Origin of the sequence: Streptomyces sp. WM6378 (assembly GCF_001279695.1) — a bacterium.
In the GTDB taxonomy this organism is placed as follows: Bacteria; Actinomycetota; Actinomycetes; order Streptomycetales; family Streptomycetaceae; genus Streptomyces.
The window spans coordinates 1-26344 of sequence record NZ_LGDD01000006.1 but is presented as its reverse complement, the minus strand read 5'-3'; the positions used below and the strand labels follow the sequence as shown (position 1 = coordinate 26344).

Sequence of the window (26344 nt, the reverse complement as noted above, 5' to 3'; positions counted from 1 at the left end):
CCCCAGGAACGATCAGGCCCCCTCCAGCCCCGCCAGCGACCCCGGCAGCTCCCCGGCGAACAGCACCCCCAGCCTCTGCGTCGCCCGCGTCAGCGCGACATACAGGTCGCTCACCCCGTACTCCCCGGGCTCAACCACCAGCACCGCATCGAACTCAAGCCCCTTCGCCTGACGCGGGTCGAGAAGGACGACCTCCCGGGTCAGGTCGGGGGCGGCCCCGGACGCCGCGTCGGGCAGCGCCGCGAGGAGCGGGCCGTGCAGGGAGCCCGGCGCGATCACCGCGAGGCGACCGGCGCCCCGCCAGGCCGCCACCGATTCCGCCACCGCCGGGGCGAGGGCCGCCGGGGCCACGGCCCGGGCCCAGGGGCGTACCCCCGTCGACCGCACCGAGCTCGGCGGCACGAAGGACGGGTCCGCCGCCCGGCACACCTCCGCCGCCACCGCCATGATCTCCGCCGGCGTGCGGTAGTTGACGCCGAGGCGGACGTGCTCCCAGTTCCCGTCCGCGACGTACGGCGAGAGGATGCGCTCCCACGAGCCGACGCCCGCCGCGTCCGCGGTCTGCGCCGGGTCGCCGACCAGCGTCATCGAACGGGTCGGGCAGCGTCGCATCAGCAGCCGCCAGGCCATCGCCGAGAGCTCCTGCGCCTCGTCGACGATGATGTGCCCGAACGCCCAAGTGCGGTCCGCCGCCGCACGTTCGGCCGCGCTGCGGTGGTCGGCCTCCTCGTGCCGCTCCGCCATCCGCTCGGCGTCGATGATGTTGTGCGCCGCGAGCACCTCGGACTCCTCGTCCTCGAACTCGTACGACTCCGAGCCCGCCGAGAGGTCGAGCACGCCCTGCGCGTAGGCGATCCGCTCCTGGCGTTCGGCCTCGGCGGCGGCCCGTGCCGCGCTGTCGTCCTCGCCGAGGAGTTCGGCCGCCTCGTCGAGCAGCGGCACATCGCCCGGCGTCCACTCGCCGCCCTCGCGACGGATCAACTTGGCGTCCGCGTCCGGGAGATGGGCCGGGTCGGCCAGGAAGTCCGCGACCAGCCCCTGCGGCGTCAGCTTCGGCCACAGCTCCTCGATCGCCGCGTGCACCTCACCGCTCGTCGCGATCTCCTTGCCCATCTGGGCGGCGTCGTCCGGACCGAGCAGGTTCGGGCCGCCGAACGGGTCCGCGCCGATCCGCTCGACCAGTTGCGCGGTGAGCGCGTCGATGATGTGGAACGCGAAGTGCGGCCGCGCCAGGTTGTGCGGGAGGCCGCTCTCGCGCGCTCGCCACCTCGCGTCCTCGGCCATCGCCCGGTCGAGCGTGAGCGTGCCGTACCCCTCGTGCTCGATCTCGATGGCCCACTCGGGCACGGTCTGGCGGTCGCGCACGGCCGCCGCGAGCACCTCGGCCATGGCGGCGCGGCCCTTGACCTCGGCCGCCTCGGGGGTGTCGATGCCGGTCGCGTGCACGCCGGGGAACAGCTCGGACATGGTCGACAGGAGCACCCCGGTCTCGCCGAGCGAGGGCAGCACGTCGCCGATGTAGCCGAGGAACGCCGGGTTGGGCCCGACGATGAGCACGGCCCGCCGGGCGAGCAACTCCCGGTATTCGTACAGGAGATACGCGGCCCGGTGCAGCGCGACGACGGTCTTGCCGGTGCCGGGCCCGCCCTCGACGACGAGCACCCCGCGATGCGGGGCCCGGATGATGCGGTCCTGCTCGGCCTGGATGGTCTGCACGATGTCGTGCATCCGGCCGGTGCGGGCCGCGTCAAGGGCGGCGAGCAGCACCTCGTCGGCGTTGGCGCCCTCGTGCCCGGTGCGCTCCGCGTCCGTCAGGTCCAGGAGTTCGTCATGGAGGGCGGTGACGGTGCGTCCCTCGGTGGTGATGTGCCGCCTGCGCCGCAATCCCATCGGTGAATGCCCGGTGGCGAGGTAGAAGGGCCGGGCCACTTCGGCCCGCCAGTCGATCACCAGCGGAGTGCGTTCCCGGTCATTCCTGCGGATTCCGATGCGCCCGACGTGATGCGCCGTACCGTCCTGGAAATCGAGCCTCCCGAAGCACAGCCCGTTCTCGCCCGCGTTGAGCGCGCCGAGCAGGCCGGACTGCTCGGCGACCATCACATCCCGTTCGAGCCGGGCCTGAAGACCGGTGCCGACCTGCGACAACGCCGACTGCACCGCGGCCTCGGCCTGATCCCGCAGATCGTCGAGGCGGGCGTAGAGGTCGGTGATGAATTGCTGTTCCTTCCGAAATTCCTCGGTTGACAATTCCACTCCTGACGCGATACAGTGCTTCCATAAGGCTTCTTCGTGACTTCATTATGTGAAATCGCGAAACACCTAATATACGCAAGGGAATGCCCCGGATGTCAATTCATCCGGGGCATTTTCTTTGCCGCGATCCGCGCCAGGCAGGGCCGTCAGATCACGTCTTCCAGCTCCTGCAACAGCCGCCGCTTCGGGCGCGCGCCCACCATCGACTTCACCGGTTCGCCGTCGACGAAGACCATGAGCGTGGGCATCGACAGGACGCCGTACTTCGTCGTCGTCTCCGGGTTCGTGTCCACATCGAGCTGAACGATCTTCAGCCGGTCCGCCTCCTCGACCGCTAGCGCACTCAGGACGGGTGCGATCTGCCGGCACGGCGGACACCAGTCGGCCGTGAACTCGACGAGGACCGGAAGCGCCGCCCCCCTCACCGCGTCGGCGAAGGTCTCGTCCGTGACCTCGTCCACGCCTGCCGCCTTGATCATCGCGTCATCCCCTCACTCCTCGGTCCCCCGGTCTCGTCCGGGCTCAACTCACAGCGCGGCTCCGGACCACCCGGAACCTCCGCCGCCGCCATCACCTCGGCCCGCGCCAGCTCGGCCCCGACCTGGGCGCGTACGGCGCCGAGCTCGTCGATCAGTGCGTCGAGCTCGGCCAGCTTGCGGCGGTACACCGCGAGCGACGCCGGACAGGTGTCCCCCGCCGGGTGGCCGGCCCGCAGGCAGTCCACGAACGGACGGGTCTCCTCCAGCTCGAACCCGAAGTCCTGGAGGGTCCTGATCTGCTGGAGCAGCCGCAGGTCGGCCTCGTCGTACGACCGGTAGCCGTTCTCCGTGCGCCGCGCGGCGAGCAGGCCGCGCGACTCGTAGTACCGAAGCGTGCGAGGTGTCGTGCCCGCCCGTGCCGCAAGTTCACCGATGCGCATGACAAGGAACGTAAGCCTTTACGTCGGCGTCAAGGCAAGAAGCAAGGCATGAGGAGCCGCGAGGGCCCGGGGGCGGGTCAGTCCCGTACCGGGGGCAGCAGCGGTTTTCCCTCGCGGCCGCCCACCGGTGACGAAAGGACGACCGAGGTGGTCGTGCGGCCGAGCGCCGAGGTCTGTTCCAGGATCTCTTCGAGGTGGATCGTGTCGGCGACCGCCACCTTGATGATCCAGCAGTCCTCGCCCACCACGTGGTGCACCTCGATGATCTCCGGCCGCTCCATCAGCTCCAGGGTCCTGGGGTGCTTGAGGTTGTAGCCGCCGTGCGGGCTGACCCGGATGAAGGCCTGGATGCCGTAGCCGAGCCGGGCCGGGTCGACCCGCGCCCCGTACCCGGTGATCGCCCCGCTCGCCTCCAGCCTGCGCAGCCGCTCGGTGACCGCGGCCGGGCTCAGCCGGACCCGCCGGCCCAGCTCGCTGAGCTTGATCCGGCCCTCCCGCTGGACGACTTCGAGGAGCTGCCGGTCGACCTGATCGAAGCTCCCTGACGAATCGTTGGCGACGGCGCGCGAATGCCGTGGTTGTTTCGGTACGGCCGCGAGATCTCCCATGTTTCCCCCTTCAGTCCCGGAGCCGTCAACGTAACACTGGTACCCGGGAAAACCGCAGGTGGGAAGGGGATTGAGGACATGCGCGAGGTACTGGTCATCGGGGGCAACCGCTACTTCGGGAAGCGGCTCATCGCGCGGCTGATCGCGGCCGGTGACCGGGTGACGGTCCTGAACCGGGGCTCGGCGCCGCCCCCACCGGGCGCGGCCCAGCTGATCGCCGACCGCGACGACGAGGCGTCCCTCGCGGCCGCGCTCGGCGGGCGCACCTTCGACGTGGTGGTCGACCAGGTCTGCTACACCCCGCGCCAGGCGGGGATCGCCCGCCGCGTCTTCGTCGGCCGCACCGCGCGCTACGTCATGACGTCGACGGTCGAGGTGTACGAGTACGAGGACTCCGCCGGGCTGGTCGGCGAGGACGCCCTCGACCCAGCCACGGTCATCGTCACGCCCCAACTTCCTTGGCAGGAGCCAGAGTTCATCGCCGCGCACTACGGCGAGGGCAAGCGGCAGGCCGAGGCGGTGTTCGCCGCGGGCCCGGACTTCCCGTACGTCGCCGTGCGGGTGGCCCATGTCCTGGGCGGGGCCGACGACTTCACCGGGCGGCTCGCCCACTACGCGGACCGGATCCGCAGCGGCGAGCCGGTGGCGGTGCCGGCGACGAACCACCCGGCGACGTACATCGACGTCGAGGAGATCGCGGATTTCCTGTTCTGGGTGACCCGGCAGGACTTCACCGGTCCGGTGAACGCCGCCTCGCACGGGCCGCTGACCACCGAGGACATCGTGGCGGCGGTCGCGGGCGCGCTGGGCGGCGACCACCGGGCCGTGCGGTACCAGCCGGTGGAGGTCGGCGCGGTCTCGCCGTTCTCCTTCGCCCGCTCGTACGGGATGGACACCACCCGCGCCGAGTCGCTCGGCTTCACGTTCACACACACCGAAAGCTGGCTGCCGCGCGCGGTGGCCGAGACGATGGGGGTCAGCTGACATGCAGACACGCACACTTGGACCCTACGAGGTCGGCGCCATCGGCTACGGGGCGATGCCTCTGTCGATCGAGGGGCGGCCGGACGAAGCGCGGGCCGTCGCCACCGTGCACGCGGCCCTGGACGCGGGCGTCACGCTCATCGACACCGCCGACTCCTACTACGCGCCCGGCGGCGAGCCGGGCCACAACGAGCTCCTCGTCGCCCGCGCCCTCGCCTCGTACGGCGGCGCCACCGATCACGTCCTGGTCGCGACCAAGGGCGGCCGGGGACGCACCGACGACGGCGACTGGACGGTGAACGGCGACCCGGGTCATCTGCGGCGGGCCGCCGAGGGCTCGCTGAAGCGGCTCGGCGTCGAGGCGATCGGGCTCTACCAGCTGCACAAGCCGGACCCGGACGTCCCGTTCGCCGAATCCCTGGGCGCGCTGCGGGAGTTGGCCGAGGAAGGCAAGATCCGCACGGTCGGCATCTCCAACGCGGACACGGGCCAGATGCGTGAGGCGAAGGTGGTTCTGGGCGACCTGCTCGTCTCCGTACAGAACCGCTACTCGCCCGCCGTACGCGACGGCGAGCCCGAGCTGCGGCTCTGCGCCGAGCTCGGACTCGCCTACCTGCCGTGGAGCCCGCTGGGCGGGATCTCGCGCAGCGCCCTCGACGGGCCCGGCGGCCCGGAGGCCCGATCGGCCTTCCACACGGTGGCCGACGCTCGGGGCGTCAGCCCTCAACAGGTGGCGCTGGCTTGGCTGTTGACGCTTTCGCCGACGCTGATCCCGATCCCGGGGGCCAGCCGCCCCGAGTCGATACGGGATTCGGCCGGAGCGGCCGATCTCGTACTGACCGGGGCGGAGCTGGCGTTGCTTCCCTGAGCGACAGGGCGATCAGAGCACTCAGACGGACACCGGCTCGCGCTCCTGCTGATCGGAAGCGTCCTGCTGCGCGTCGCCCTTGTCGCGGCGCGGCAGCAGGACGGCGACGAGGACGGTTCCCACGCCCAGGATGACCGCGCCGATGAGGCTGGTGTGGGCGACGGCATCGGAGAAGGCGGAGCCGACCGCGTGGCTCATCTGCTGGGCACCGGCGCCCAGTTGCTCGGCCTGGGCCTTCAGCTGGGACGCCTGCTGCGGGGTTCCCGCGTGCAGCGCCTGGGCGCCGAGCTGCTTGGCCTGTTCGCCGATGCCCTGGGCGACGGCGTATCCGGCGCCGACCGAGTCCTGCGCGGTGGCGAGCGCGGAGGCGGGCAGCTTGGAGCCCGCGGTCGCGTCCGCGAGGTGCGAGGAGTAGGAGCCGGCGAGCACCGAGCCGAGGATGGCGATGCCGAGCGAGCCGCCGAGTTCGAGCGAGGTGTCGTTGACCGCGCCGCCGACGCCGAGCTCGGCCTCCGGGAAGGCGCCCATGATCGCGTCGGTGCAGGGCGACAGGGCGAGTCCGATGGCGACGCCGAGGATGATCAGCGGGGCGAGGAAGTCGCCGTACCCGGAACCGGCGTCGATGCGGGTGAGCAGCGCGAGCGCGACGGTTCCGGCGACCATGCCCGCGGTGACCGTGACCTTCATGCCGAGCCGCGGCGTGAGGAACCCGGTGAGCGCGGAGCCCACGAAGACCGCGCCGGCCAGCGGCAGCATGCGGATGCCGGTCTCAAGCGGGGTGTAGCCGAGCACGAACTGGAGGTGCTGGGTCAGGTAGTAGAAGGCGCCGAAGACCGCCAGGAAGAAGAGCGCGACGGCGAGCAGCGAGCCGGAGAACATCCGGTGCGCGAAGCGGCGTACGTCCAGGACGGGCCGCGGGTGGCGCAGCTCCCACAGCACGAAGACCACGAAGCCGAGCCCGGCGACGACGGCGGCGGATATCGCCTTGGCGTCCCAGCCGAAGTGCGGGCCCTGGATGATCATGTAGACGAGCGCGCCGACGGAGACGACCGAGAGCAGGCCGCCGACGTAGTCGATGCGGTCGTGGTGGGCGGCCTTGGACGGCGGTACGAGGACGAACGCGCCCAGGACCGCGAGCAGCGCGATCGGCACGTTGATCAGGAACGTCGAGGCCCAGCCGTGGTTCTCCAGGAGCGCCCCGGCGACCAGCGGACCGGCGGCGATGGCGATCCCGGCGGTCGCGGTCCACAGCAGAATCGCCTTGGCGCGCTCCGCGCGCGGGAACGTCGAGGCGAGCAGCGACAGGGTCGCCGGCATGATCAGCGCGGCGCCGACGCCCATGACGGCGCGGGACGCGATGACGCCGGTCGAGCTGTCGACGAGCGAGCCGGCCACGGACGCGCCCGCGAAGACGAGCAGGCCGAGCACGAGCGCGCCGCGCCGGCTGTACTTGTCGCCGATCGCGCCGAGCAGCAGCATCAGCGCGGCGTACGGGACCGTGTAGCCGTCGATGACCCACTGGAGGTCGGAGCTGCTGAGCCCAAGGTCCTTGGTCATGTCGGGCGCGGCGACGGTGAGGGCGGTGTTCGCCATCACGATGATCAGGAGGCTGAGGCAGAGCACGAGCAGCGCCCACCAGCGCCGCCGGTAGGGCGCCTCCATCTTCTCGACGGGCTGGTTGATGACGAGACCCACGACGTCTCACCCTTCCTCGAACTCGCTCGCCCCGGAGGTCTGGTCTGTTCCTCCGGGCCCCGCTGGGGCAGATCCACTTGCACATTGCTGTGCAACTACACAACGGTGTGCAATTTACGCCGCTGCACGCCGCTGTGCAAAATGGGGGCGTGACTGCTACCCCTGCCGCCCCTTCCGGGGGCCGCGCCGACGCGAACCGCCGCCGCATCATGGAGGTGGCCTTCGCCGAGCTGGTCCGCGACCCGGACGCGTCGATGGACCAGATCGCCCGGGCGGCGGGCGTCGTACGGCGCACGGTCTACGGGCACTTCCCGAGCCGGGACGCGCTGATCGCGGCGCTGGTGGACGAGGCGGCGGAGACCGTCGCGGACGCGCACCGCGAGGGGCGCGAAGGCGTCACCGACCCGGCCGAGGCGCTGGCCCGGGCCACCCTCGCGGTGTGGGCGATCGCCGACCGCTACCGGCTCCTGGTGGCCCTGGCCCAGCGCAGCGTCACCATGGCGGGCATCAAGCAGCGCCTCGCCCCGGTCCGCAAGGAGTGCGTGGACCTGCTCCAACTAGGCCTGCGCAAAGGCGTGTTCACCTCCCCCCTCCCCCCGGCAGCCCTTGCCTACGTGCACGAGCAGTCCCTGTTCGGCCTGATGGAGGCGGTCAACGAGGGCGCCCTGCCCGCCTCGGAAGCGGGCCGCTCGGCGGCGACGACCCTGCTGCTCTCGGCGGGGGTCCCGGCGGAGCGGACGGCGCAGGCGGTGGAGGCGGCGCTCACGCAGTAACCAGGCGGTGAGCTCCGGGCACCACCGCGACAGGAACGCCGAAGCGGCTCGTTCCTCGGACGCACGATCCCGGCGACCTCGTCCGGTCGCACGTCGGCGGCGAGCCAGGCCGGGCTCGCGGCGACGGAGTGCCCCACCACGGGCGTTTTCCAGCCGCGGCGTCGATGGCGGCGAGGCCGAGCGGCCGCACCGCTCCACCGTCTTTCAGCCTCCAGTGAATCTGTAGCGCCCGCGTAGCCCGTGAGGCCAGAGTGACGGTACGTCAACCGCCCCTCTCCCCCACGGAGTTCAGGATGCGCCGTCGTACCACCCTGAGCATGACCGCGACCGCGGCCCTCGCCCTCGCCGCCCTCGCCACCGCCCCGGCTCAGGCCGCCCCGGCCGACAAGGCGCAGGTGCTCGCCTCGTTCACCCAGACCAGCACGACCAGCTCGAACGCGTTCCAGGCCGCCCGCAACGACCAGTCCCGCTGGTCCGCGTACGGCTTCGACTGGTCGACGGACTACTGCTCGGATTCCCCCGACAACCCCTTCGGCTTCCCTTTCAAGCTGTCATGCGCACGCCATGACTTCGGCTACCGCAACTACAAGGCCGCCGGCCAGTTCCCCGCGAACAAGGCCCGCATTGACAGCGCTCTGTACGAGGACCTCAAGCGCGTCTGCAACGCGTACAGCGGCGCGAAGAAGACGTCGTGCGACGCGACGGCGTGGACGTACTACGAGGCGGTGAAGAACCTGGGCAGCTAACCCCGCCCCGCCCGCGGCCCCCCGGTTCGACCCTGCGGGGGCCGGGGCGGCAGCATGGCCCCCGTGACGCACGCACCCCACGAAGAGCCCGAGCGCGACTCCGGGCACCGGCCGCTGCCCGCCTGGCTGCGGGTTACCCAGGGCGAGACCCGGTGGACCTCGACGCTCGCCGTGCTCACCGCAGTCGGCCTGCAATGGGCGCTGCCCGAGCGGCTGAGCATCCATCCCGAGTGGCTGCTGCCCGGCCTGGAGATCGCGCTCATGGTCGCGCTGATCGCGGGCAACCCCGTACGCATCGAGCGCGCCTCGCGGCTCTACCGGCTGGCCGGGCTCGTGCTGATCGCATGTATCAGCGCGGCCAACGGCTGGTCGGCGGTGCGGCTCGTCGTCGGGCTCGTGCGGGGGCAGGAAGGCGCCGATGCCGCGGCCCTGCTGGTGACGGGCGGCGGCATCTGGCTGACCAACGTGATCGTGTTCGCGCTCTGGTACTGGGAGTGGGACCGGGGCGGTCCGGTCGCCCGGATGCAGGCGACCCGCACCTTCCCCGACTTCCTCTTCCCTCAGATGCAGAGCCCGGAGCTCGCCCCGCCGCACTGGGAGCCGGCCTTTCCGGACTATCTGTACCTGTCGTTCACCAACGCCACCGCGTTCAGCCCGACGGACGTCATGCCGCTGAACCGGTGGGCGAAGATGCTGATGATGTTGCAGTCGGCCGTGTCGCTGCTGACCGTCGTGCTCGTTGTCGCTCGCGCCGTCAACATTCTCAAGTAGGTGCCCTTCTCAAGTGGCCACCGGAGACGGCGACTTGCCCTCCTCGCGCTGCTCCGGCACGGTCTCCTCCCCCGCCGCCAGCATCCGCTCGTCGAACGGGAGGCGGCCCGCCAGGACCTCCCCGACCCGGGCCTTGTCGATCTCCTTCGTCCACGTACCGACCAGCACGCACGCCACCGCGTTGCCCGCGAAGTTGGTCAGTGCGCGCGCCTCGCTCATGAAGCGGTCGATGCCGACGATCAAGCCGACCCCGTCGACCAGTTCGGGGCGGTGCGACTGGAGCCCGCCCGCCAGGGTCGCGAGGCCCGCGCCCGTGACGCCCGCCGCGCCCTTCGAGGCGATGATCATGAAGAGGAGCAGCGAGATCTGCTCGCTCGCGCCCAGCGGCTTGCCCATCGCGTTCGCGATGAACAGCGACGACATCGTCAGGTAGATCGCGGTGCCGTCCAGGTTGAACGAGTAGCCGGTCGGCACGGTGATGCCGGCCACCGAGCGGCTCACTCCCAGGTGCTCCATCTTCGCGATGAGCCGCGGCAGCGCCGACTCGGAGGAGGACGTGGACAGGATCAGCAGGAACTCCCTGGCCAGGTACTTCAGGAGGCTGAAGATGTTCACGCCGGTCATCAGCTTCAGGATCGCGCCGAGGACCACGAAGACGAACAGGGCGCAGGTGACGTAGAAGCCGATCATGATGACCGCAAGGGCCTTCAGGGCGTCCACGCCGGTCTCGCCGACCACCCCCGCGATCGCGCCGAACGCGCCGATGGGCGCGACCCACATCACCATCGCCAGGATGCGGAAGACCAGCCGCTGGATGTGCTCGACGCCGCGCAGCACCGGCTGTCCCGCCGAGCCGAGCGCCTGGAGGGCGAAGCCGGCGAGCAGGGCGATCAGGAGGGTCTGGAGGACCTGGCCCTCGGTGAACGCGGACACCATCGTCTTGGGGATGATCCCGAGCAGGAAGTCCGCCGTCGACTCGCTGGCGCCCGCGGCCTGCTTGGCACCCGCGTGCCGCGCGGCCTCGGTCAGATGCAGACCGGAGCCGGGCTCCAGGACGTTGCCGACCAGGAGGCCGATGGCGAGCGCCACCGTCGACATGAGGAGGAAGTAGCCGAGCGCGAGGCCGCCCACGGCGCCGACCTTGGCGGCCTTTCGCACCGAGCCGACGCCGAGCACGATCGTGCAGAAGATGATGGGCGAGATCATCATCTTGATCAGGTTCACGAACCCGGTGCCGATCGGCTTCAGCTCGACGGCGACCCCCGGCGCCGCGAAGCCCACGACGATGCCGAGCACTACCGCACCGATCACGGCCAAGTAGAGATAGTGGGTGCGCTCCCGGCGCGCGGGCGGCTCTGCCACGGGGTCCACGGGGTTCCTCCTCGGTTGCGGCTTGCGGCCATGTCCCGATGGCCGATTCAGCGATCCCCGCGACTATCCAGCACACTGTGACGCCGGTCACCCTTACGTGCATTTCGTTCATGCAGATCCAGCCAGCACACTTACCGGATGCGTCTTCCCGGCCCCCGCTCCCTCGCCGGCCAGCTCTTCGCCATGCAGGTGGTCCTGGTCGCCGCGATCGTGGCGGGGTGCGCGCTCTTCTCGTACGTCACCGACCGGCACCAGGCCGAGGAGACCGCGCGGCGCCAGGCGATCGCGACCGCGACCTCCGTGGCCGCGTCCCCGGCGGTCGTCGAGGCGGCCCGCACCAAGAACCCCACGCCTGCCCTCCAGCCGTACGCGGAGACGCTGCGCACCACGACCGGCGTCGACTTCGTCGTGGTCATGGCCCCGGACGGGACCCGCTGGACACATCCCGTCCTGGGCGAGATCGGGAAGAAGTACCTCGGCGACACCGCCCCGGCACTGCGCGGGAAGACGTTCACCGAGACGCACATGGGGGTGCTCGGGCTTTCCGTACGGGTCGTGGCGCCGGTCACCGACCCGAATGATCATGGCCGGATCACCGCGCTCGTCAGCGCGGGCATCACCATCGACAAGATCAGCGAGCAGGTGCGGAAGCAGTTGGTGGCGCTGGCCGTCATGGCGGGCGGCGCGCTCGCGCTCGGCGGGCTCGGCACCTACGTGATCAACGCGCGGCTGCGCCGCCACACGCACGGCATGAACGCCGCCGAGCTGAGCCGCATGCACGACTACCACCAGGCCACCCTGCACGCGGTGCGCGAGGGGCTGCTCATGCTGGACGGGGAGCGGCGGATCGCGCTGATCAACGACGGCGGGCGCGAGCTGCTCGGGCTCGGCGGGGACGCGGTGGGCCGCCCAGTGGCCGGGCTCGGCCTGCCCACCCGGCTCACCGAGGCGCTCCTCGCCTCCGAGCCGAGGGTGGACGAGGTCCACATGACGGCCGACCGGGTCGTGGTCCTGAACACCCGGCCGGTCTCCTCCGGCGGGCGGCACGGCACCGTGGTGACCCTGCGCGACCACACCGAACTCCAGGCCCTTTCCGGCGAGTTGGACTCCGAGCGCGGCTTCACCCAGGCCCTGCGGGCGCAGGCCCACGAGGCCGCGAACCGGCTGCACACGGTGGTCTCGCTCATCGAGCTGGGCCGCGTGCCGGAAGCCGTCGAGTTCGCCACCGCCGAGCTGGAGCTGGCCCAGGCGCTCACCGACCAGGTGGTCACGGCGGTCGGCGAACCGGTGCTGGCCGCGCTGCTGCTCGGCAAGGCGGCGCAGGCCAACGAGCAAGGCGTGGAGCTGGTCCTCACCGAGGGCAGCGCGATCGGCGACGGCCTCCTTCCGGCCACGCTGCCCGCCCGCGACCTGGTCACCGTCCTCGGCAACCTGATCGACAACGCGGTGGACGCGGCGCAGGGCAGCGCGGCCGCCGAGGTCGCCGTCACGCTCACCACCGAGGACGGGCAGCTCCTGGTGCGGGTCGCGGACAGCGGGCCCGGCATCGACCCGGCCGCCGCCGAGGCCGTGTTCGAGCGGGGGTGGTCGACGAAGAGCCCGGGGCGCGGCCTCGGCCTCGCGCTGGTGCGGCTCGCGGCGGCCCGGCACGGCGGCACCATCGCACTGGATCAAAGTCCGTACGGGGGAGCCGAGTTCACCGTACGGCTGCCCATAGAGCAGGGAGTGCGCGCATGATCAGGGTGCTGGTCGTCGAGGACGATCCCGTCGCCGCCGAGGCGCACCGGCTCTACGTCGGCCGGGTGCCCGGCTTCACCGCCGTCGCGGTCGCGCACTCGCGGGCCGAGGCGCTGCGCGCCCTGGAGCGGACCGAGGTGGACCTGCTGCTGCTCGACCTGTACCTGCCGGACGGCCACGGCCTCCAGCTCGTACGGTCGCTGCGGGCGGCCGGGCACAGCGCCGATGTGGTCGCGGTGACCTCGGCCCGGGATCTGACGATGGTGCGCGAGGGCGTCTCGCTCGGGGTCGTGCAGTACGTCCTGAAGCCGTTCACGTTCCCCACGCTGCGCGACCGGCTCGTGCGGTACGCGGAGTTCCGGGCGGCGGCCGGGGAGGCGAGCGGGCAGGAGGAGGTCGACCGGGCGCTCGCCACGCTGCGCGCCCCGCAGCCCTCCGCGCTGCCCAAGGGCCTGAGCGCGCCCACCCTCCAGGCCGTCACGCGGACCTTGCGCGAGGCGCCGGAAGGGGTGACGGCCGCCGAGACCGGCCTCGCGGTCGGCATCTCTCGCATCACCGCACGCCGCTATCTGGAGCACCTGGTCACCACCGGCCGCGCCGAGCGCACCCCGCAGTACGGCCAGATCGGCCGCCCCGAGTTGCAGTACCGCTGGCTCAACTCCTCGCACAGCGACGGCAGTTGACAAGGTTGTCAGGCGGGGGTGGGCGCGGGGTTGACCTTGCCTGCGGGCGCCCTTACGTTCACCGGGCAGCCAAGTGCGGCCGTGGCCATGGCCGCACGCCTGGCCAGAGGAGGTCGTGCCCGTGCGCCCCACCGCCCCCGCCACAGACTCCGTATCCAGAACCCGACACCGGCTCTCCCTGATCCTCGCCGCCTCGCTCGCCGCCGGAATGCTCACCAGTTGCAGCAGCGGTTCGGGCAGCGACGCGAACACCGTGCGGATCGCGTACAACCGCTCCACCGACAACAAGATCCGCTTCAAGGACGCGTTCCTGGAGGACGTCAAGAAGCAGTTCGAGCAGGCGCACCCCGGCAAGAAGGTCGAGCTGGTGCCGATCCAGGCCGCCGACAACGACTACGCGGCCAAGGTCCAGCAGATGATGCGCTCGCCGAAGACCGCCCCGGACCTGGTGTACGAGGACACGTTCCGCATCAACTCCGACATCGGGGCGGGCTATCTGCGCCCGCTCGACGACTACCTGTCCCAGTGGGACATGTGGGGCCAGTTCGTCGACACCGCGAAGGCGGCGGCCAAGGCCGAGGACGGCAAGACGTACGGGGTGCCGGACGGCACGGACACCCGGGGCCTGTGGTTCAACAAGGAGATCTTCGCGAAGGCGGGCCTGCCCGCGAACTGGCAGCCCAAGAACTGGGCGGAGGTCCTCGACGCGGCGCGCACGGTGAAGCGGAAGGTCCCCGGCGTCATCCCGCTCAACGTCTACACGGGCAAGGCGGCCGGCGAGGCGGCGGCCATGCAGGGCTTCGAGATGCTGTTGTACGGGACCGGTCAGAACCCGCTGTACGACCCGGCCGCCAAGAAGTGGGTGTCGGGCTCGCAGGGCTTCAAGGACGCCCTCGACTTCGTACGGACGGTGTACGCGGAGAAGCTCGGCCCGGATCCCTCGGACGCCCTCGACCCCAACGTGGGCACGCACCTGGCGACGGACTGGATGCCGAACGGCAAGCTGGCGATCGCGCTCGACGGCTCCTGGCTCGGCCAGAACTGGATCAACAAGGGACCCAAGGAGTGGCCGGCCTGGTCGAGCACGCTCGGCCAGGCACCGATGCCGACCCAGCACGGCCAGGCGCCGGGCAAGGTCTCCATGTCGGGCGGCTGGACCTGGGCTATCCCCGCGAAGGCGGGCAACCCCGACCTCGCCTTCGACTTCGTCAAGACGATGCAGACGAAGGAGAACGCGGTGAAATGGGACGTCGCGGACGCCCAGATCGCGGTCCGCAGGGACGTGGCGGCCGACCCGACGTACCTGAACTCCATGCCGGGCATCACCTTCTTCACGGGCCTGGTCCCGTTCACGCACTACCGGCCCGCGCTGCCCGTCTATCCGCAGGTGTCGACGGCGATCGGCGAGGCGATGGAGTCGGTGACGACCGGCGGTTCGGCGGCCTCGGCCGCGAAGGCCTACGACGACCAGCTCAAGTCGATTGTCCGGTGAGCCAGTTGAGCGCATCGGCGGCTGTGACCGGCAGGCGGCGGACCCGCGCGGTGCGCTGGCTGCCGATCGCGCCCGCGACCCTGCTCCTGCTCCTTTTCCTGGCCGGGCCGATCGGCTACTGCGTCTACATCGCGTTCACGGACATGCAGCTGACCGGATCCTCGGCGGTCGACTTCGTGGGCTTCGCGAACTTCCGGCGGGCGTTCGCCGACCCCGCGTTCCGCAACGCGGTCTGGCTCACCCTCGTCTTCACCGTCCTGTCCTCGCTGGTCGGCCAGAACACGCTGGGCCTGGCGCTCGCCGCGCTGATGCGGCGGGCCTCGCGCCCGGTGCGGACGGCGACCGGGGCGCTGGTGATCACCGCCTGGGTGCTGCCGGAGATCGTGGCGGCCTTCCTGCTGTACGCCTTCTTCCGGCGCGAGGGCACGCTGAACGCGATCCTCGCCTGGCTCCATCTGCCCACCCAGAACTGGCTGTTCACGCTGCCGATCCTGGCGGTGTCGTTCGCCAACGTGTGGCGCGGCACCGCGTTCTCGATGCTGATCTACTCGGCCGCGCTCGCCGAGATCCCGAAGGACATCGAGGAGGCCGCGGAGGTCGACGGGGCGAGCGGGGCGCGCCGGTTCTGGCACATCACGCTGCCGATGATCCGCCGCTCGATCGGCACCAACCTGATGCTCAACACCCTCCAGACCCTTTCCGTGTTCGGCCTCATCTGGGCGATGACGCGCGGCGGTCCGGGCGATCGCAGCCAGACGCTGCCCGTGTTCATGTACGACCAGGCGTTCCTGAAGAGCCTGATCGGCTACGGCACGGCGGTCGCCCTGCTGCTGCTCCTGGTCGGCTCGCTGTTCTCGGTGGTCTATCTGCGGCTGATGAAGGTGGACGCGTGAGGGCCCGGCGATCGCGGCGCCGCACCCGACAGCGGCTCGCCGCCGACGCGGCCCTGCTCACGGTGGCCGCGGCCTTCGCGGTGCCGCTGCTCTGGCTGCTGCTCGCCTCCGTGGACACCCAGGCCGATCTGCGCGCACGGGTGCCGGGCTCTGCCACCCTGGACAACTTCTCGGCCGTCCTGACCCCGGACATCACGTTCACACCGATGCTCAACAGCCTTCTCCTGTGCGGGAGTTCGACCCTTCTCACGGTCGCGTGCGCGGCGCTCGCCGCGTACCCGCTCTCGCGCTACCGCTCGCGGCTTGCCCGCCCGTACCTCCTGACCATCCTGTTCACGACATGTCTGCCGATCACGGCGATCATGGTTCCGGTGTACGGGCTCTTCGTGCAGGTGAACCTCATCGACACGATGTACGGCACGGCGCTCTTCCTCGCCACCTCCCAACTCCCGTTCGCCATCTGGCTGATGAAGAACTTCATGGACGGGGTGCCGATCACCCTGGAGGAGGCCGCCTGGACGGACGGCGCCTCGATGCCGCAGACGCTGGTGCGGGTGGTGCTGCCGCTGATGGGCCCAGGTGTGACGGTCGTGACGATCTACACCTTCATCATGCTGTGGGGGAACTTCTTCGTCCCCTTCATGCTGCTGCTCTCCCCCGACCAGCTGCCGGCCTCGGTCTCCATCTTCACGTTCTTCGGGAACTACGGCTCGGTGGTCTACGGCCAGCTCGCCGCCTTCTCGATCCTCTACTCGGCGCCGGTGCTCCTGCTGTACGTCCTGATCGCGCGGCGGCTCGGCGGAGGTTTCGCGCTGGCCGGCGGGGTGAAGGGTTAGCATGCCGAGCACACGCTTACCCAACCCTTAAGTAACCCGGACGCCACCAAAACCGTACTTTCCTCCAATTCACGTTCTTTGGCGGAACACACCGTAGGCAGATGTCACTTACCGTCCTACGGTGTGCGCGTGCACCCCACCCCACCCTTCAATGCCCTCGCGGCCCGCCGACTGCGGGAAGCCCTGGGCATGGCCCCCGGCCACGTCGCCTACGGCATGCGCGCCCAGTACGGCCTCCTGGTGTCGCCCGACACCGTGATGGCGTGGGAGCGGGGGCTCGCGGCGCCCGAGGCGCGGGAGCTGACCGCACTCGCCGGCGTCCTGTGGTGCTCCCCCGGCGACCTCATGGCGGCCGCCTCGACCCTGCGCGAGCACCGCCTCGCGCGCGGTCTGTCCATCGACGACATGGCCCGCCGGGTCGGTCTCGACGCGGGGGCGTACCGGCGCATGGAGGACGCGGGGCGCTGGCGCGGCAACGAACGCCAGTCGGCAGCGCTTGCCGATCTGCTCCAGCTGCCGCTGCGCGACTACGTGACGGCCACCGGCCAGAACGCGGACCTCTCGGAGCTCCTGCGCAGCGCGGTCACCACCCGCTGGCAGGCCTACGTGAAGCCGACGGCGAAGCTGCTCCCGCTCTCGAAGCAGCAGCTGGAGCAGGTGCTCGACCAGTTGCACACCGAGTACCAGGAGAAGATGGTCGGCACGCTCAACTGGAACTCGGCCGCGGACACGGGCGACGCGGGCCGAGCCTTCCTGGACCGCATAGTGGACCGCTTCTGGGAACTGGCTCACGGCTGACCCCCTGATGAAGGGGCGGGCCCGGGGACCTTCGACCCCCGGCATTGAGGGCCGAGGTCCCGCAGGGTCCCGCTAGAAGACGGACTCCGCCTCGTACATCCGGCTGTCCGGGACCGTCTTGAGGGTGGTCACTGCGTGAGCCAGCGGCGCCATGACGATGTCCGTGCCCCGCAGCGCGGTCATGTTGCCGAAGTCGCCGCGGTGCACGGCCTCCACCGCGTGCCAGCCGAAGCGCGTCGCGAGCACGCGGTCGTACGCGGTCGGCACGCCACCGCGCTGGACGTGGCCGAGGATGACCGGGCGGGCCTCCTTGCCCAGGCGCCGCTCCAGTTCGACGGCGAGCCGGTTGCCGATGCCGGCGAAGCGCTCGTGGCCGTACTGGTCGATCGCGCCCTTCTCGTACGGCATCGAACCCTCGGCGGGGTGCGCGCCCTCGGCGACGCAGATGACGGCGAACTTCTTGCCGCGTGCGAAGCGCTCCTCGACCATCTTGACCAGGTCGTCGACCTGGAAGAGCCGCTCGGGCAGGCAGATGCCGTGGGCGCCGCCGGCCATGCCGGACTCCAGGGCGATCCAGCCCGCGTGCCGGCCCATGACCTCGACGACCATGACGCGCTGGTGTGATTCGGCGGTGGTCTTGAGGCGGTCGATGGCCTCGGTCGCCACGCCCACGGCGGTGTCGAAGCCGAAGGTGCGGTCGGTGGCGGAGATGTCGTTGTCGATGGTCTTGGGCACGCCGACGACGGGCATCCCCGCATCGGACAGCAGGCGGGCCGCGGTCAGCGTGCCCTCGCCGCCGATCGGGATGAGCGCGTCGATGCCGTAACGCTTCGCCAACTCGGCGCAGTTCTCGGACGCTTCGCGCAGCCGGTCGCGCTCCAGGCGGGCGGAGCCGAGGATGGTGCCGCCGCGGGCCAGGATGCCGCTCACCGCGTTGAGGTCGAGCGGCCGGAAGTGACCGTCGAGCAAACCCTTGAACCCGTCCTCGAAACCGATGACTTCGTCGCCGTGGCCGACCACGGCTCGGTGCACGACCGACCGGATCACTGCGTTCAAGCCGGGGCAGTCGCCGCCTGCGGTGAGAACTCCGATGCGCATCGTGGTCAATCTCCTGCTTCGCTGGTCCAGGGACGTCACGCCCGAATCCCCCGTAACGTGAGCAATTCAGATTGTCCCACGCACCTTGGGCCACCCGCCCATCCAGCTACTCCGACCATGATGGACCGGGGGTCTTCCGACCCTCCCGCCGGGCCTTTCGTCCGGCGGGCGCCCTATCCATCCGCAGAGGTATTGTCAAGGGGGCAAGACCGCCCTATATGGACAATTTCCTGCAACGCAGAACAGGAGAGCACGCGTGACGCGCAGCGTGTACGTGACCGGGATCGACCGGGGAGACGGCCGCCAGGTCATCGAGCTGGGAGTCATGGAGCTCCTGACCCGCCAGGTGGACCGGGTCGGCGTCTTCCGCCCCCTGGTGCACGACGGACCGGACCGCCTGTTCGACCTGCTCCGCGCCCGCTACCGGCTGGCGCAGGACGCGGCCACCGTGTACGGGATGGACTACCACGAGGCGTCCGCGCTCCAGGCCGAGCAGGGTACCGACGAACTCGTCTCGCGGCTCGTCGACCGCTTCCACCAGGTGGCCCGCGACTACGAGGTCGTCCTGGTCCTCGGCACCGACTTCGCCGACACCCAGCTCCCCGACGAGCTGGCGCTGAACGCCCGGCTCGCCAACGAGTTCGGCGCCTCGGTGATACCCGTGGTCGGCGGCAAGGGCCAGACCGCCGAGTCCGTACGGGCCGAGGCGCGCAACGCGCACCGGGCCTACGACGGGCTCGGCTGCGACGTGCTCGCGATGGTGGTGAACCGGGTCGCCCCGGCCGACCGTCACGAGATCGAGGAGCGCCTGAAGGCCCGCCTCCCCGTGCCCTGCTACGTCCTGCCGGACGAGCCCGCGCTCTCGGCACCCACCGTCGCCCAGATCACCGCGGCCCTGGACGGCACGGTGCTGCTCGGAGACGACGCGGGGCTCGCGCGCGACGCCCTCGACTTCGTCTTCGGCGGCGCCATGCTGCCGAACTTCCTGAACGCCCTGACCCCGGGCTGCCTGGTCGTGACCCCGGGCGACCGCGCCGACCTGGTCGTCGGCTCGCTCGCCGCGCACAGCGCGGGCACCCCGCCGATCGCGGGCGTCCTCCTCACCCTCGACGAGCGGCCCGGCGAGGCGATCCTGACGCTCGCCGACCGGCTCGCGCCGGGCACCCCGGTGGTCGCGGTCAGCCACGGCTCCTTCCCCACCGCGCAGGAACTCTTCGCCCTGGAAGGGAAGTTGAACGCGGCGACCCCCCGCAAGGCGGAGACCGCGCTCGGTCTCTTCGAGCGGCACGTGGACACCGCCGACCTGCTGCGCCGGGTCTCGGTGGCCCGCAGCGGCCGGGTCACCCCGATGATGTTCGAGCACGAGCTCCTGGAGCAGGCCCGCTCGAACCGCCGCCGGGTCGTGCTGCCCGAGGGCACCGAGGACCGGGTGCTGCGCGCGGCCGACGTACTCCTTCGCCGGGACGTGTGCGAGCTGACGCTGCTCGGAGACGTCGAGGCGATCCGCAAGAAGGCCGCCGACCTCGGCATCGACGTCACCAAGTGCCAGATCATCGACCCGGCGACCTCCGAGCTTCGCCAGGGTTTCGCCGAGCGCTACGCCCAGCTGCGCGCCCACAAGGGCGTCACCGTGGAGCTGGCGTACGACGTGGTCGCGGACGTGAACTACTTCGGCACGCTGATGGTCCAGGAGGGCCTGGCCGACGGCATGGTGTCGGGCTCGGTGCACTCCACCGCCGCGACCATCCGCCCCGCCTTCGAGATCATCAAGACCAAGCCGGACGCCTCGATCGTCTCCTCGGTCTTCTTCATGTGCCTCGCCGACAAGGTGCTGGTGTACGGCGACTGCGCGGTCAACCCGGACCCGAACGCCGAGCAGCTCGCGGACATCGCGGTACAGGCGGCCGCCACCGCCCAACAGTTCGGCGTGGACCCGCGGATCGCGATGCTGTCGTACTCGACCGGCACCTCGGGCTCGGGCGCCGACGTGGACAAGGTGCGCGAGGCCACCAAGCTGGTGCGCGAGGCCCAGCCCGAGCTGCGCATCGAGGGGCCGATCCAGTACGACGCGGCCGTCGAGCCGACGGTCGCCGCGACCAAGCTGCCGGAGTCGGAGGTGGCCGGGCAGGCGACCGTGCTGATCTTCCCGGACCTCAACACCGGCAACAACACCTACAAGGCCGTGCAGCGCTCGGCCGGCGCCGTGGCCGTGGGCCCGGTCCTCCAGGGTCTGCGCAAGCCGGTCAACGACCTGTCGCGCGGCGCCCTCGTCCAGGACATCGTCAACACCGTCGCCATCACGGCCATCCAGGCCCAGGCGCAGGAGCAGGAGGCCTCCGCATGACCACCGCCAACCAGGGCACCCGCGTCCTCGTCCTCAACTCCGGGTCCTCGTCGGTGAAGTACCAGCTCCTCGACATGTTCGACTCCTCGCGCCTCGCCGTCGGCCTGGTCGAGCGGATCGGCGAGGAGACCTCGCGGCTCAAGCACACCCCGTTGGCCACCGGTGGCTCCTCGCGCGAGCAGAACGGCCCGATCGCCGACCACGCGGCGGCGCTCAAGGCGGTCGCCGCGGAGCTCGCGGCCGACGGACTCGGCCTGGATTCCCCGGAGTTGGCGGCCATCGGCCACCGCGTCGTGCACGGCGGGCTGAAGTTCAGCGCGCCGACCGTGATCACGGACGAGGTCATGGCGGAGATCGAGCGCCTGGTGCCGGTCGCCCCGCTGCACAACCCGGCGAACATCACCGGCATCCGCACCGCGCAGGCCCTTCGCCCGGACCTGCCGCAGGTCGCCGTCTTCGACACCGCCTTCCACACGACGATGCCGGAGTCCGCGGCCCGGTACGCGATCGACGTGGCGACGGCCGACGAGCACCGCATCCGCCGCTACGGCTTCCACGGCACCTCGCACGCGTATGTGTCGCGGGAGACGGCGAAGCTGCTCGGCAAGGCGCCCGAGGACGTCAATGTGATCGTGCTGCACCTGGGCAACGGCGCCTCCGCCTCGGCGGTGCGCGGCGGCAGGTGCGTCGACACCTCGATGGGGCTCACCCCCCTCGAAGGCCTGGTCATGGGCACTCGTTCCGGTGACATCGACCCGGCGGTCACCTTCCATCTCAAGCGCGTCGCCGGAATGTCGGCGGACGACATCGACGTGCTGCTCAACAAGAAGAGCGGCCTGGTGGGCCTGTGCGGCGACAATGACATGCGGGAGATCCGCCGCCGCTGCGACGAAGGCGACGAGAAGGCACAACTCGCGTTCGACATCTACATTCACCGCCTGAAGAAGTACATAGGCGCCTATTACGCCGTGCTCGGCAAGGTCGACGCGATCGCGTTCACGGCGGGTGTCGGCGAGAACGCCGCCCCGGTCCGCGAGGCCGCGGTCGCCGGTCTGGAGGAGCTGGGCCTGGCGGTGGACGGCGAGCTCAACGCCGTACGGTCCGACCGGCCGAGGCTGATCTCCCCGGAGTACGCCCGGGTCGCGGTGGCCGTGGTGCCGACGGACGAGGAGCTGGAAATCGCCCAGCAGACGTATGCCCTGGTGGCTCCGGCGCTGAATTCCTGACCGGATTTCCGGTTTGCCTGGACGACACCTGAGCGTCATCCCGCCCATTTGTACATTCCACCAGACGGAATATTCCGCAGCGAAACAAACCGATAGGATCCGCCTTATGCGCCGTTCCAAAATCGTCTGCACACTGGGCCCCGCCGTCGACTCTCATGAGCAGCTCGTCGCTCTGATCGAGGCCGGCATGAGCGTGGCCCGCTTCAACTTCAGCCACGGCTCCCAGGCCGAGCACCAGGCCCGCTACGACCGGGTCCGCAAGGCCGCCGAGGAGACGGGCCGCGCGGTGGGCGTGCTCGCCGACCTCCAGGGCCCCAAGATCCGGCTGGCGAAATTCGCCGAGGGGCCGGTCGAATTGGTCCGGGGTGACGAGTTCACGATCACCGCCGAGGACGTCCCGGGCGACAAGTCGATCTGCGGCACCACCTACAAGGGCCTGCCGGGCGACGTCGCCAAGGGCGACCCGATTCTGATCAACGACGGCAACGTCGAGCTCAAGGTCGTCGCGGTCGACGGCCCCCGGGTGAAGACCATCGTCATCGAGGGCGGTGTCATCTCCGACCACAAGGGCATCAACCTGCCCGGTGCGGCGGTCAACGTCCCGGCGCTGTCCGAGAAGGACATCGAGGACCTGCGGTTCGCCCTGCGGATGGGCTGCGACCTGGTCGCGCTCTCCTTCGTGCGCGACGCCGACGACGTCAAGGACGTCCACAAGGTCATGGACGAGGTCGGCCGCCGCGTGCCGGTCATCGCCAAGGTCGAGAAGCCGCAGGCCGTCGCCAACATGGAGGGCGTCGTCGCCGCCTTCGACGGTGTGATGGTGGCCCGTGGCGACCTCGCCGTCGAGTACCCCCTTGAGAAGGTCCCGATGGTGCAGAAGCGCCTCGTGGAGCTCTGCCGCCGCAACGCCAAGCCGGTGATCGTCGCGACCCAGATGATGGAGTCGATGATCACCAACTCGCGGCCGACCCGCGCCGAGGCGTCCGACGTCGCCAACGCGATCCTGGACGGCGCGGACGCGGTCATGCTGTCCGCCGAGTCCTCGGTGGGCGCGTACCCGATCGAGACGGTCAAGACGATGTCGAAGATCGTCGAGGCGGCCGAGGAGGAGCTCCTGTCCAAGGGCCTCCAGCCGCTGGTGCCGGGCAAGAAGCCGCGCACGCAGGGCGGTTCGGTGGCCCGCGCCGCCTGCGAGATCGCGGACTTCCTGGACGGCAAGGCACTGGTCGCGTTCACCAAGTCCGGCGACACGGCCCGCCGCCTGTCCCGCTACCGCACCTGCCAGCCGATCCTCGCGTTCACCACGGACCCGAGCACCCGCAACCAGCTCGCGCTGAGCTGGGGCGTCGAGACCCACGTCGTCCCGCACGTGGACTCCACCGACGCGATGGTCGACCTGGTCGACGCCGAGCTGCTCAAGCTCAAGCGCTACAACAAGGGCGACACCATGGTCATCACGGCCGGTTCGCCCCCCGGCATCCCCGGCACCACCAACATGGTCCGGGTGCACCACCTGGGCGGCGGCGAGAAGGAATAGCCGTCGGCCGTACGTCCTTGGAGGGCGGCATCCCGTCGTGTACGGGTGCCGCCCTCCGGCGTGTCCGCGCCGAGCCGCACGGATCCGGCGTGCGGGCCACACCCGTGTCCGGGACCGGACGGGCTGGCGCGCTTGTCCGTTCCATGAACAAGGCGTGGCAAATTCCACGGGCGGACGAGTCAATTCCGTGACAACTCCTGGGGTACGTTCTGGTGCATGCGTCTTCCCATATCGCCGCAGGTCCGGCGCGCACTCGTGGCGCTCACCGCCACCGCGGTCACCGCGGGCACCGCCGCCGGTCCGGCCGTGGCGAGCGGTCACCCCGCGAAGCCGCCCAAGTCGGCGACTCCGGGGGCACCCGGCGGCGAGGCGAAGAAGGAGCCGCCGGCCGGCATGTCGCAGGCGGGCGGCGCGCAGTTGGGCAAGCCGGGTGATCAAGTGGGCGCGGGCGCACCGGCCTTGCCCCCCGGCCTCTCCGCGCTCTCCTGGGTCGTGGCGGACGCCGACACCGGCCAGGTCCTCGCGGCGAAGAACGCGCACTGGCCGCTCCCCCCGGCCAGCACCCTGAAGATGCTCTTCGCGGACACCGTGCTGCCCGGGGTGCCGCACGACGCGAGCCGCAAGGTCAGCGACGAGGACCTCAAGGGCATGGGCGACGGCAGCAGCGCGGTGGGCATCGTGCCCGGCCAGACGTACAAGGTGCCCGACCTGTGGCGCGGGGTGTTCCTGCGCTCGGGCAACGACGCGGTGCACGTCCTCGCGGCGATGAACGGCGGCGTGGACAAGACCGTCGCCGACATGCAGAGGAAGGCCGAGGGCCTCGGCGCCAAGGACACCCACGTCCTGAGCCCGGACGGCTACGACGCCCCCGGCCAGGTCTCATCGGCGTACGACCTGGCCCTGTTCCTGCGCTCGGGCCTCAAGAACAAGGACTTCAAGGAGTACTGCGGCACGGCCTCGGCCGACTTCCCCGGCGGCCCCAACACCAAGGGCAAGCCGTTCGGGATCTCCAACACCAACCGCCTGCTGTCCGGCATCGAGGGCGTCGCCAAGTACCCCGGCCTGATCGGCGGGAAGAACGGCTACACCACCAACGCGGGCAACACCCTGGCCGAGGCGGCCCAGCGGGACGGCCACACCCTGGTGGTGACGGTGATGAACCCGCAGGAGAACACGCGCGACAAGGTCTACACCGAGATGCGCCAGCTCCTGGACTGGGGCTTCACGGCGGTCGGCAAGGCCACCCCGGTCGGCACCCTCGACCAGGCCCTGCCGTCGGCTGGCCGGGGCGCGGGCGCTCGGGGCGGTCGGAGTGGAGCTCGGCAGCGTGTTGGCGCTCTGCGGGGAATCGGGCCTGGGGGACGATCTGGGGGCGGGGGTGGGGGGGGGGGGGGGGGGCGTCTTTTTCCTCACCCGCCGCAAGAAGACGAGGTCTCAGACCGACGCGGTGATCTGAGCCGGGGTCCCCGCGCCCAGCATCCAGTCGATGACCTGGGCGGCCGTGTACGGTCGGCCGTCCGGGCTGATGTCGTCGAGGAACCCGAGGTCCTGCCCGATGGTGACGACGGGCGGCTCGCTCACCCCGCGGGGCCTGCGCTGCCCGAGCCCCACGGTCGCGAGCAGCCCGTTGCACAGACACACCCGCCCGGCGGTGTCCACGGCGTCACCGCCCTTGCGTACGTACGCGGCGATCGGCTCGGCGGCACAGCGGTAGACGAGCTCCCCGCTCGCCGCGCGGGCCGGCGTGCGCAGATAGCCGAGATCGCACACGGGCCGCCTGGCCGCCCGTACGGCCTCCTCGGACAGGGTCCCGGGAAGCTCGGCCACCTTGAACGGGAAGGCCGTCGGCGAGGCACGCGGGTCGTTGCGCACCCGCAGCGTCCCGGCCCGGGACCGCCCCCTCAACTCCGTCCGCAGATCGTCCCGCAGGCCCGACTCCTCGCAGAGCGCGAACACGCTGCCGAGCTGCACTCCGACCGCCCCGAGCGCCCGCGCCCCGGCCAGCCGCTCGGGGTGCGCGGCTCCGCCCGCGAGCCAGAACGGAATGCCGAGGGCCGCGACCTTGGCGAGGTCGGGATGATCGCGCGGCCCGTACACGGGCTCGCCCTCCGCATCCAGCGAGAGCTTCCCGCGCGGCGGGGCACTGTGCCCGCCGGCCCGGTGCGTCTCGATGACGAACCCGTCGGGCCGGGTCGCCGGATCCCGCACGAGGTAGGAGGCGAGGACAGGCAGCGAGACGATGGCAAGCACGTCGGGCCGCCTCAACTGGCATGCCTGATCCGGAAGTTGAGCCATGAGCCCACCCCGCGGATCGAAGGTGTACGGAAGCGCTTCCTCGTCCCCCTCCACCGTAACCAGGGTGGTGACGGGCTCCGCGCGGGCGAGTCGCGAGGCGAGGGCGGGGATCTGCCCGGGGATCCCGGCGCCGACCAGGACGTGGTCGACCCCGGCGAGCATCGCGCCGAACAGGGCGGGCGCGGTGGCGAGCTGGATCTTCGCGAGGTAGTTGACGCCGACGGGCCCGTCATGGCCCTCCTTGGCGAGCCACACCTCGACGAAGTTGCCGAGCACGGTGAGGAGTTCGGCGCGCTCGCCCCGGTCGACCCGCAGCCGGGCCATGGCCCGCATCCGCTCGCCGGGCGCGAGCCCGCCCTCGACGAAGAACCGCTCGACGACGTACGCGGCGGCCTCCGGCACGGGAAAGGCGGCGAG

21 protein-coding genes and 2 pseudogenes are annotated in these 26344 nt (G+C 70.9%); 15 read left to right on the top strand and 8 right to left on the bottom strand.

Features of this window, described 5'->3' with window-relative positions; translation table 11 throughout:
- Positions 1–12: 12 nt before the first annotated feature.
- From ADK54_RS02160 to ADK54_RS02145, 4 genes are all read right to left on the bottom strand, one after another.
- Positions 13–2247, bottom strand: coding sequence for a HelD family protein (locus ADK54_RS02160; RefSeq protein ID WP_053723755.1), 2235 nt, complete (start codon positions 2245–2247; stop codon positions 13–15).
- 152 nt (positions 2248–2399) lie between these two features.
- Positions 2400–2732: a thioredoxin gene (trxA, locus tag ADK54_RS02155; protein WP_053723754.1), complete on the bottom strand. Its 333-nt coding sequence runs from the start codon at positions 2730–2732 to the stop codon at positions 2400–2402.
- Positions 2729–3172 carry a MerR family transcriptional regulator gene (locus ADK54_RS02150; protein WP_053723753.1) on the bottom strand — a complete coding sequence of 148 codons (444 nt, stop codon included), beginning with the start codon at positions 3170–3172 and terminating at the stop codon, positions 2729–2731. Before ADK54_RS02150 ends, trxA begins: the two co-directional genes overlap by 4 nt.
- Positions 3173–3249: 77 nt before the next feature.
- Positions 3250–3780, bottom strand: a complete 531-nt coding sequence (locus ADK54_RS02145; RefSeq protein WP_078966070.1) for an Lrp/AsnC family transcriptional regulator — start codon at positions 3778–3780, stop codon at positions 3250–3252.
- A gap of 78 nt (positions 3781–3858) precedes the next feature.
- Here ADK54_RS02145 and ADK54_RS02140 point away from each other — a divergent pair, with 78 nt between their 5' ends.
- Positions 3859–4764 (top strand): NAD-dependent epimerase/dehydratase family protein, encoded by a 906-nt coding sequence (locus ADK54_RS02140; RefSeq protein WP_053723752.1) that lies wholly within the window; start codon positions 3859–3861, stop codon positions 4762–4764.
- Between the two features lies 1 nt (position 4765).
- Positions 4766–5632, top strand: a complete 867-nt coding sequence (locus tag ADK54_RS02135; protein WP_053723751.1) for an aldo/keto reductase — start codon at positions 4766–4768, stop codon at positions 5630–5632.
- Positions 5633–5653: 21 nt separating this feature from the next.
- Here ADK54_RS02135 and ADK54_RS02130 read toward each other — a convergent pair whose 3' ends face one another.
- Complete coding sequence (locus tag ADK54_RS02130; RefSeq protein ID WP_420717255.1) at positions 5654–7294, bottom strand: MFS transporter; 1641 nt, start codon at positions 7292–7294, stop codon at positions 5654–5656.
- Between the two features lie 242 nt (positions 7295–7536).
- Between ADK54_RS02130 and ADK54_RS02125 the strand changes: the two genes are divergently transcribed.
- The 3 genes from ADK54_RS02125 (at position 7537) to ADK54_RS02115 (ending at position 9617) form a co-directional block, all read left to right on the top strand.
- The gene (locus tag ADK54_RS02125) at positions 7537–8100 is read left to right on the top strand and encodes a TetR/AcrR family transcriptional regulator (protein ID WP_053723749.1); all 564 of its coding nucleotides are present in this window, start codon (positions 7537–7539) and stop codon (positions 8098–8100) included.
- A 293-nt stretch (positions 8101–8393) separates the two neighbouring features.
- Entirely contained in the window at positions 8394–8846 is a 453-nt protein-coding gene (locus ADK54_RS02120; protein ID WP_053723748.1) for a phospholipase, read from the top strand.
- A gap of 63 nt (positions 8847–8909) precedes the next feature.
- Positions 8910–9617: a DUF1345 domain-containing protein gene (locus ADK54_RS02115; RefSeq protein ID WP_234391881.1), complete on the top strand. Its 708-nt coding sequence runs from the start codon at positions 8910–8912 to the stop codon at positions 9615–9617.
- A gap of 9 nt (positions 9618–9626) precedes the next feature.
- Here ADK54_RS02115 and ADK54_RS02110 read toward each other — a convergent pair whose 3' ends face one another.
- Complete coding sequence (locus ADK54_RS02110) at positions 9627–10979, bottom strand: cation:dicarboxylate symporter family transporter (protein ID WP_053723756.1); 1353 nt, start codon at positions 10977–10979, stop codon at positions 9627–9629.
- 147 nt (positions 10980–11126) lie between these two features.
- Between ADK54_RS02110 and ADK54_RS02105 the strand changes: the two genes are divergently transcribed.
- The 6 genes from ADK54_RS02105 (at position 11127) to ADK54_RS02080 (ending at position 17427) form a co-directional block, all read left to right on the top strand.
- Positions 11127–12725, top strand: a complete 1599-nt coding sequence (locus ADK54_RS02105; protein ID WP_053723746.1) for a sensor histidine kinase — start codon at positions 11127–11129, stop codon at positions 12723–12725.
- The gene (locus ADK54_RS02100) at positions 12722–13408 is read left to right on the top strand and encodes a response regulator (protein ID WP_053723745.1); all 687 of its coding nucleotides are present in this window, start codon (positions 12722–12724) and stop codon (positions 13406–13408) included. Before ADK54_RS02105 ends, ADK54_RS02100 begins: the two co-directional genes overlap by 4 nt.
- Positions 13409–13529: 121 nt before the next feature.
- Positions 13530–14900, top strand: a complete 1371-nt coding sequence (locus ADK54_RS02095) for an extracellular solute-binding protein (protein WP_053723744.1) — start codon at positions 13530–13532, stop codon at positions 14898–14900.
- Positions 14897–15793 carry a carbohydrate ABC transporter permease gene (locus tag ADK54_RS02090; protein ID WP_199826841.1) on the top strand — a complete coding sequence of 299 codons (897 nt, stop codon included), beginning with the start codon at positions 14897–14899 and terminating at the stop codon, positions 15791–15793. Before ADK54_RS02095 ends, ADK54_RS02090 begins: the two co-directional genes overlap by 4 nt.
- Positions 15790–16629 carry a carbohydrate ABC transporter permease gene (locus ADK54_RS02085; protein ID WP_053723742.1) on the top strand — a complete coding sequence of 280 codons (840 nt, stop codon included), beginning with the start codon at positions 15790–15792 and terminating at the stop codon, positions 16627–16629. The genes ADK54_RS02090 and ADK54_RS02085 overlap by 4 nt, the downstream gene beginning before the upstream one ends.
- Before the next feature lie 129 nt (positions 16630–16758).
- Positions 16759–17427, top strand: coding sequence for a helix-turn-helix domain-containing protein (locus ADK54_RS02080; RefSeq protein ID WP_398879307.1), 669 nt, complete (start codon positions 16759–16761; stop codon positions 17425–17427).
- 72 nt (positions 17428–17499) lie between these two features.
- Here ADK54_RS02080 and ADK54_RS02075 read toward each other — a convergent pair whose 3' ends face one another.
- Complete coding sequence (locus ADK54_RS02075; protein WP_053723740.1) at positions 17500–18525, bottom strand: ATP-dependent 6-phosphofructokinase; 1026 nt, start codon at positions 18523–18525, stop codon at positions 17500–17502.
- Positions 18526–18781: 256 nt separating this feature from the next.
- Between ADK54_RS02075 and pta the strand changes: the two genes are divergently transcribed.
- The 4 genes and pseudogenes from pta to ADK54_RS42795 all read left to right on the top strand — a co-directional run.
- Positions 18782–20869: a phosphate acetyltransferase gene (gene pta / locus ADK54_RS02070; RefSeq protein WP_053723739.1), complete on the top strand. Its 2088-nt coding sequence runs from the start codon at positions 18782–18784 to the stop codon at positions 20867–20869.
- A complete protein-coding gene (locus tag ADK54_RS02065) occupies positions 20866–22095 on the top strand; it encodes an acetate kinase (RefSeq protein WP_053723738.1) in 1230 nt (409 codons plus the stop codon). The genes pta and ADK54_RS02065 overlap by 4 nt, the downstream gene beginning before the upstream one ends.
- A 106-nt stretch (positions 22096–22201) precedes the next feature.
- Entirely contained in the window at positions 22202–23632 is a 1431-nt protein-coding gene (gene pyk / locus ADK54_RS02060; protein ID WP_053723737.1) for a pyruvate kinase, read from the top strand.
- A gap of 216 nt (positions 23633–23848) precedes the next feature.
- Positions 23849–24736: pseudogene (locus ADK54_RS42795) on the top strand (D-alanyl-D-alanine carboxypeptidase family protein); the annotation flags it as partial.
- A 330-nt stretch (positions 24737–25066) separates the two neighbouring features.
- Here ADK54_RS42795 and ADK54_RS46595 read toward each other — a convergent pair.
- Positions 25067–26344 (bottom strand): annotated as a pseudogene (locus tag ADK54_RS46595) (hypothetical protein); the annotation flags it as partial.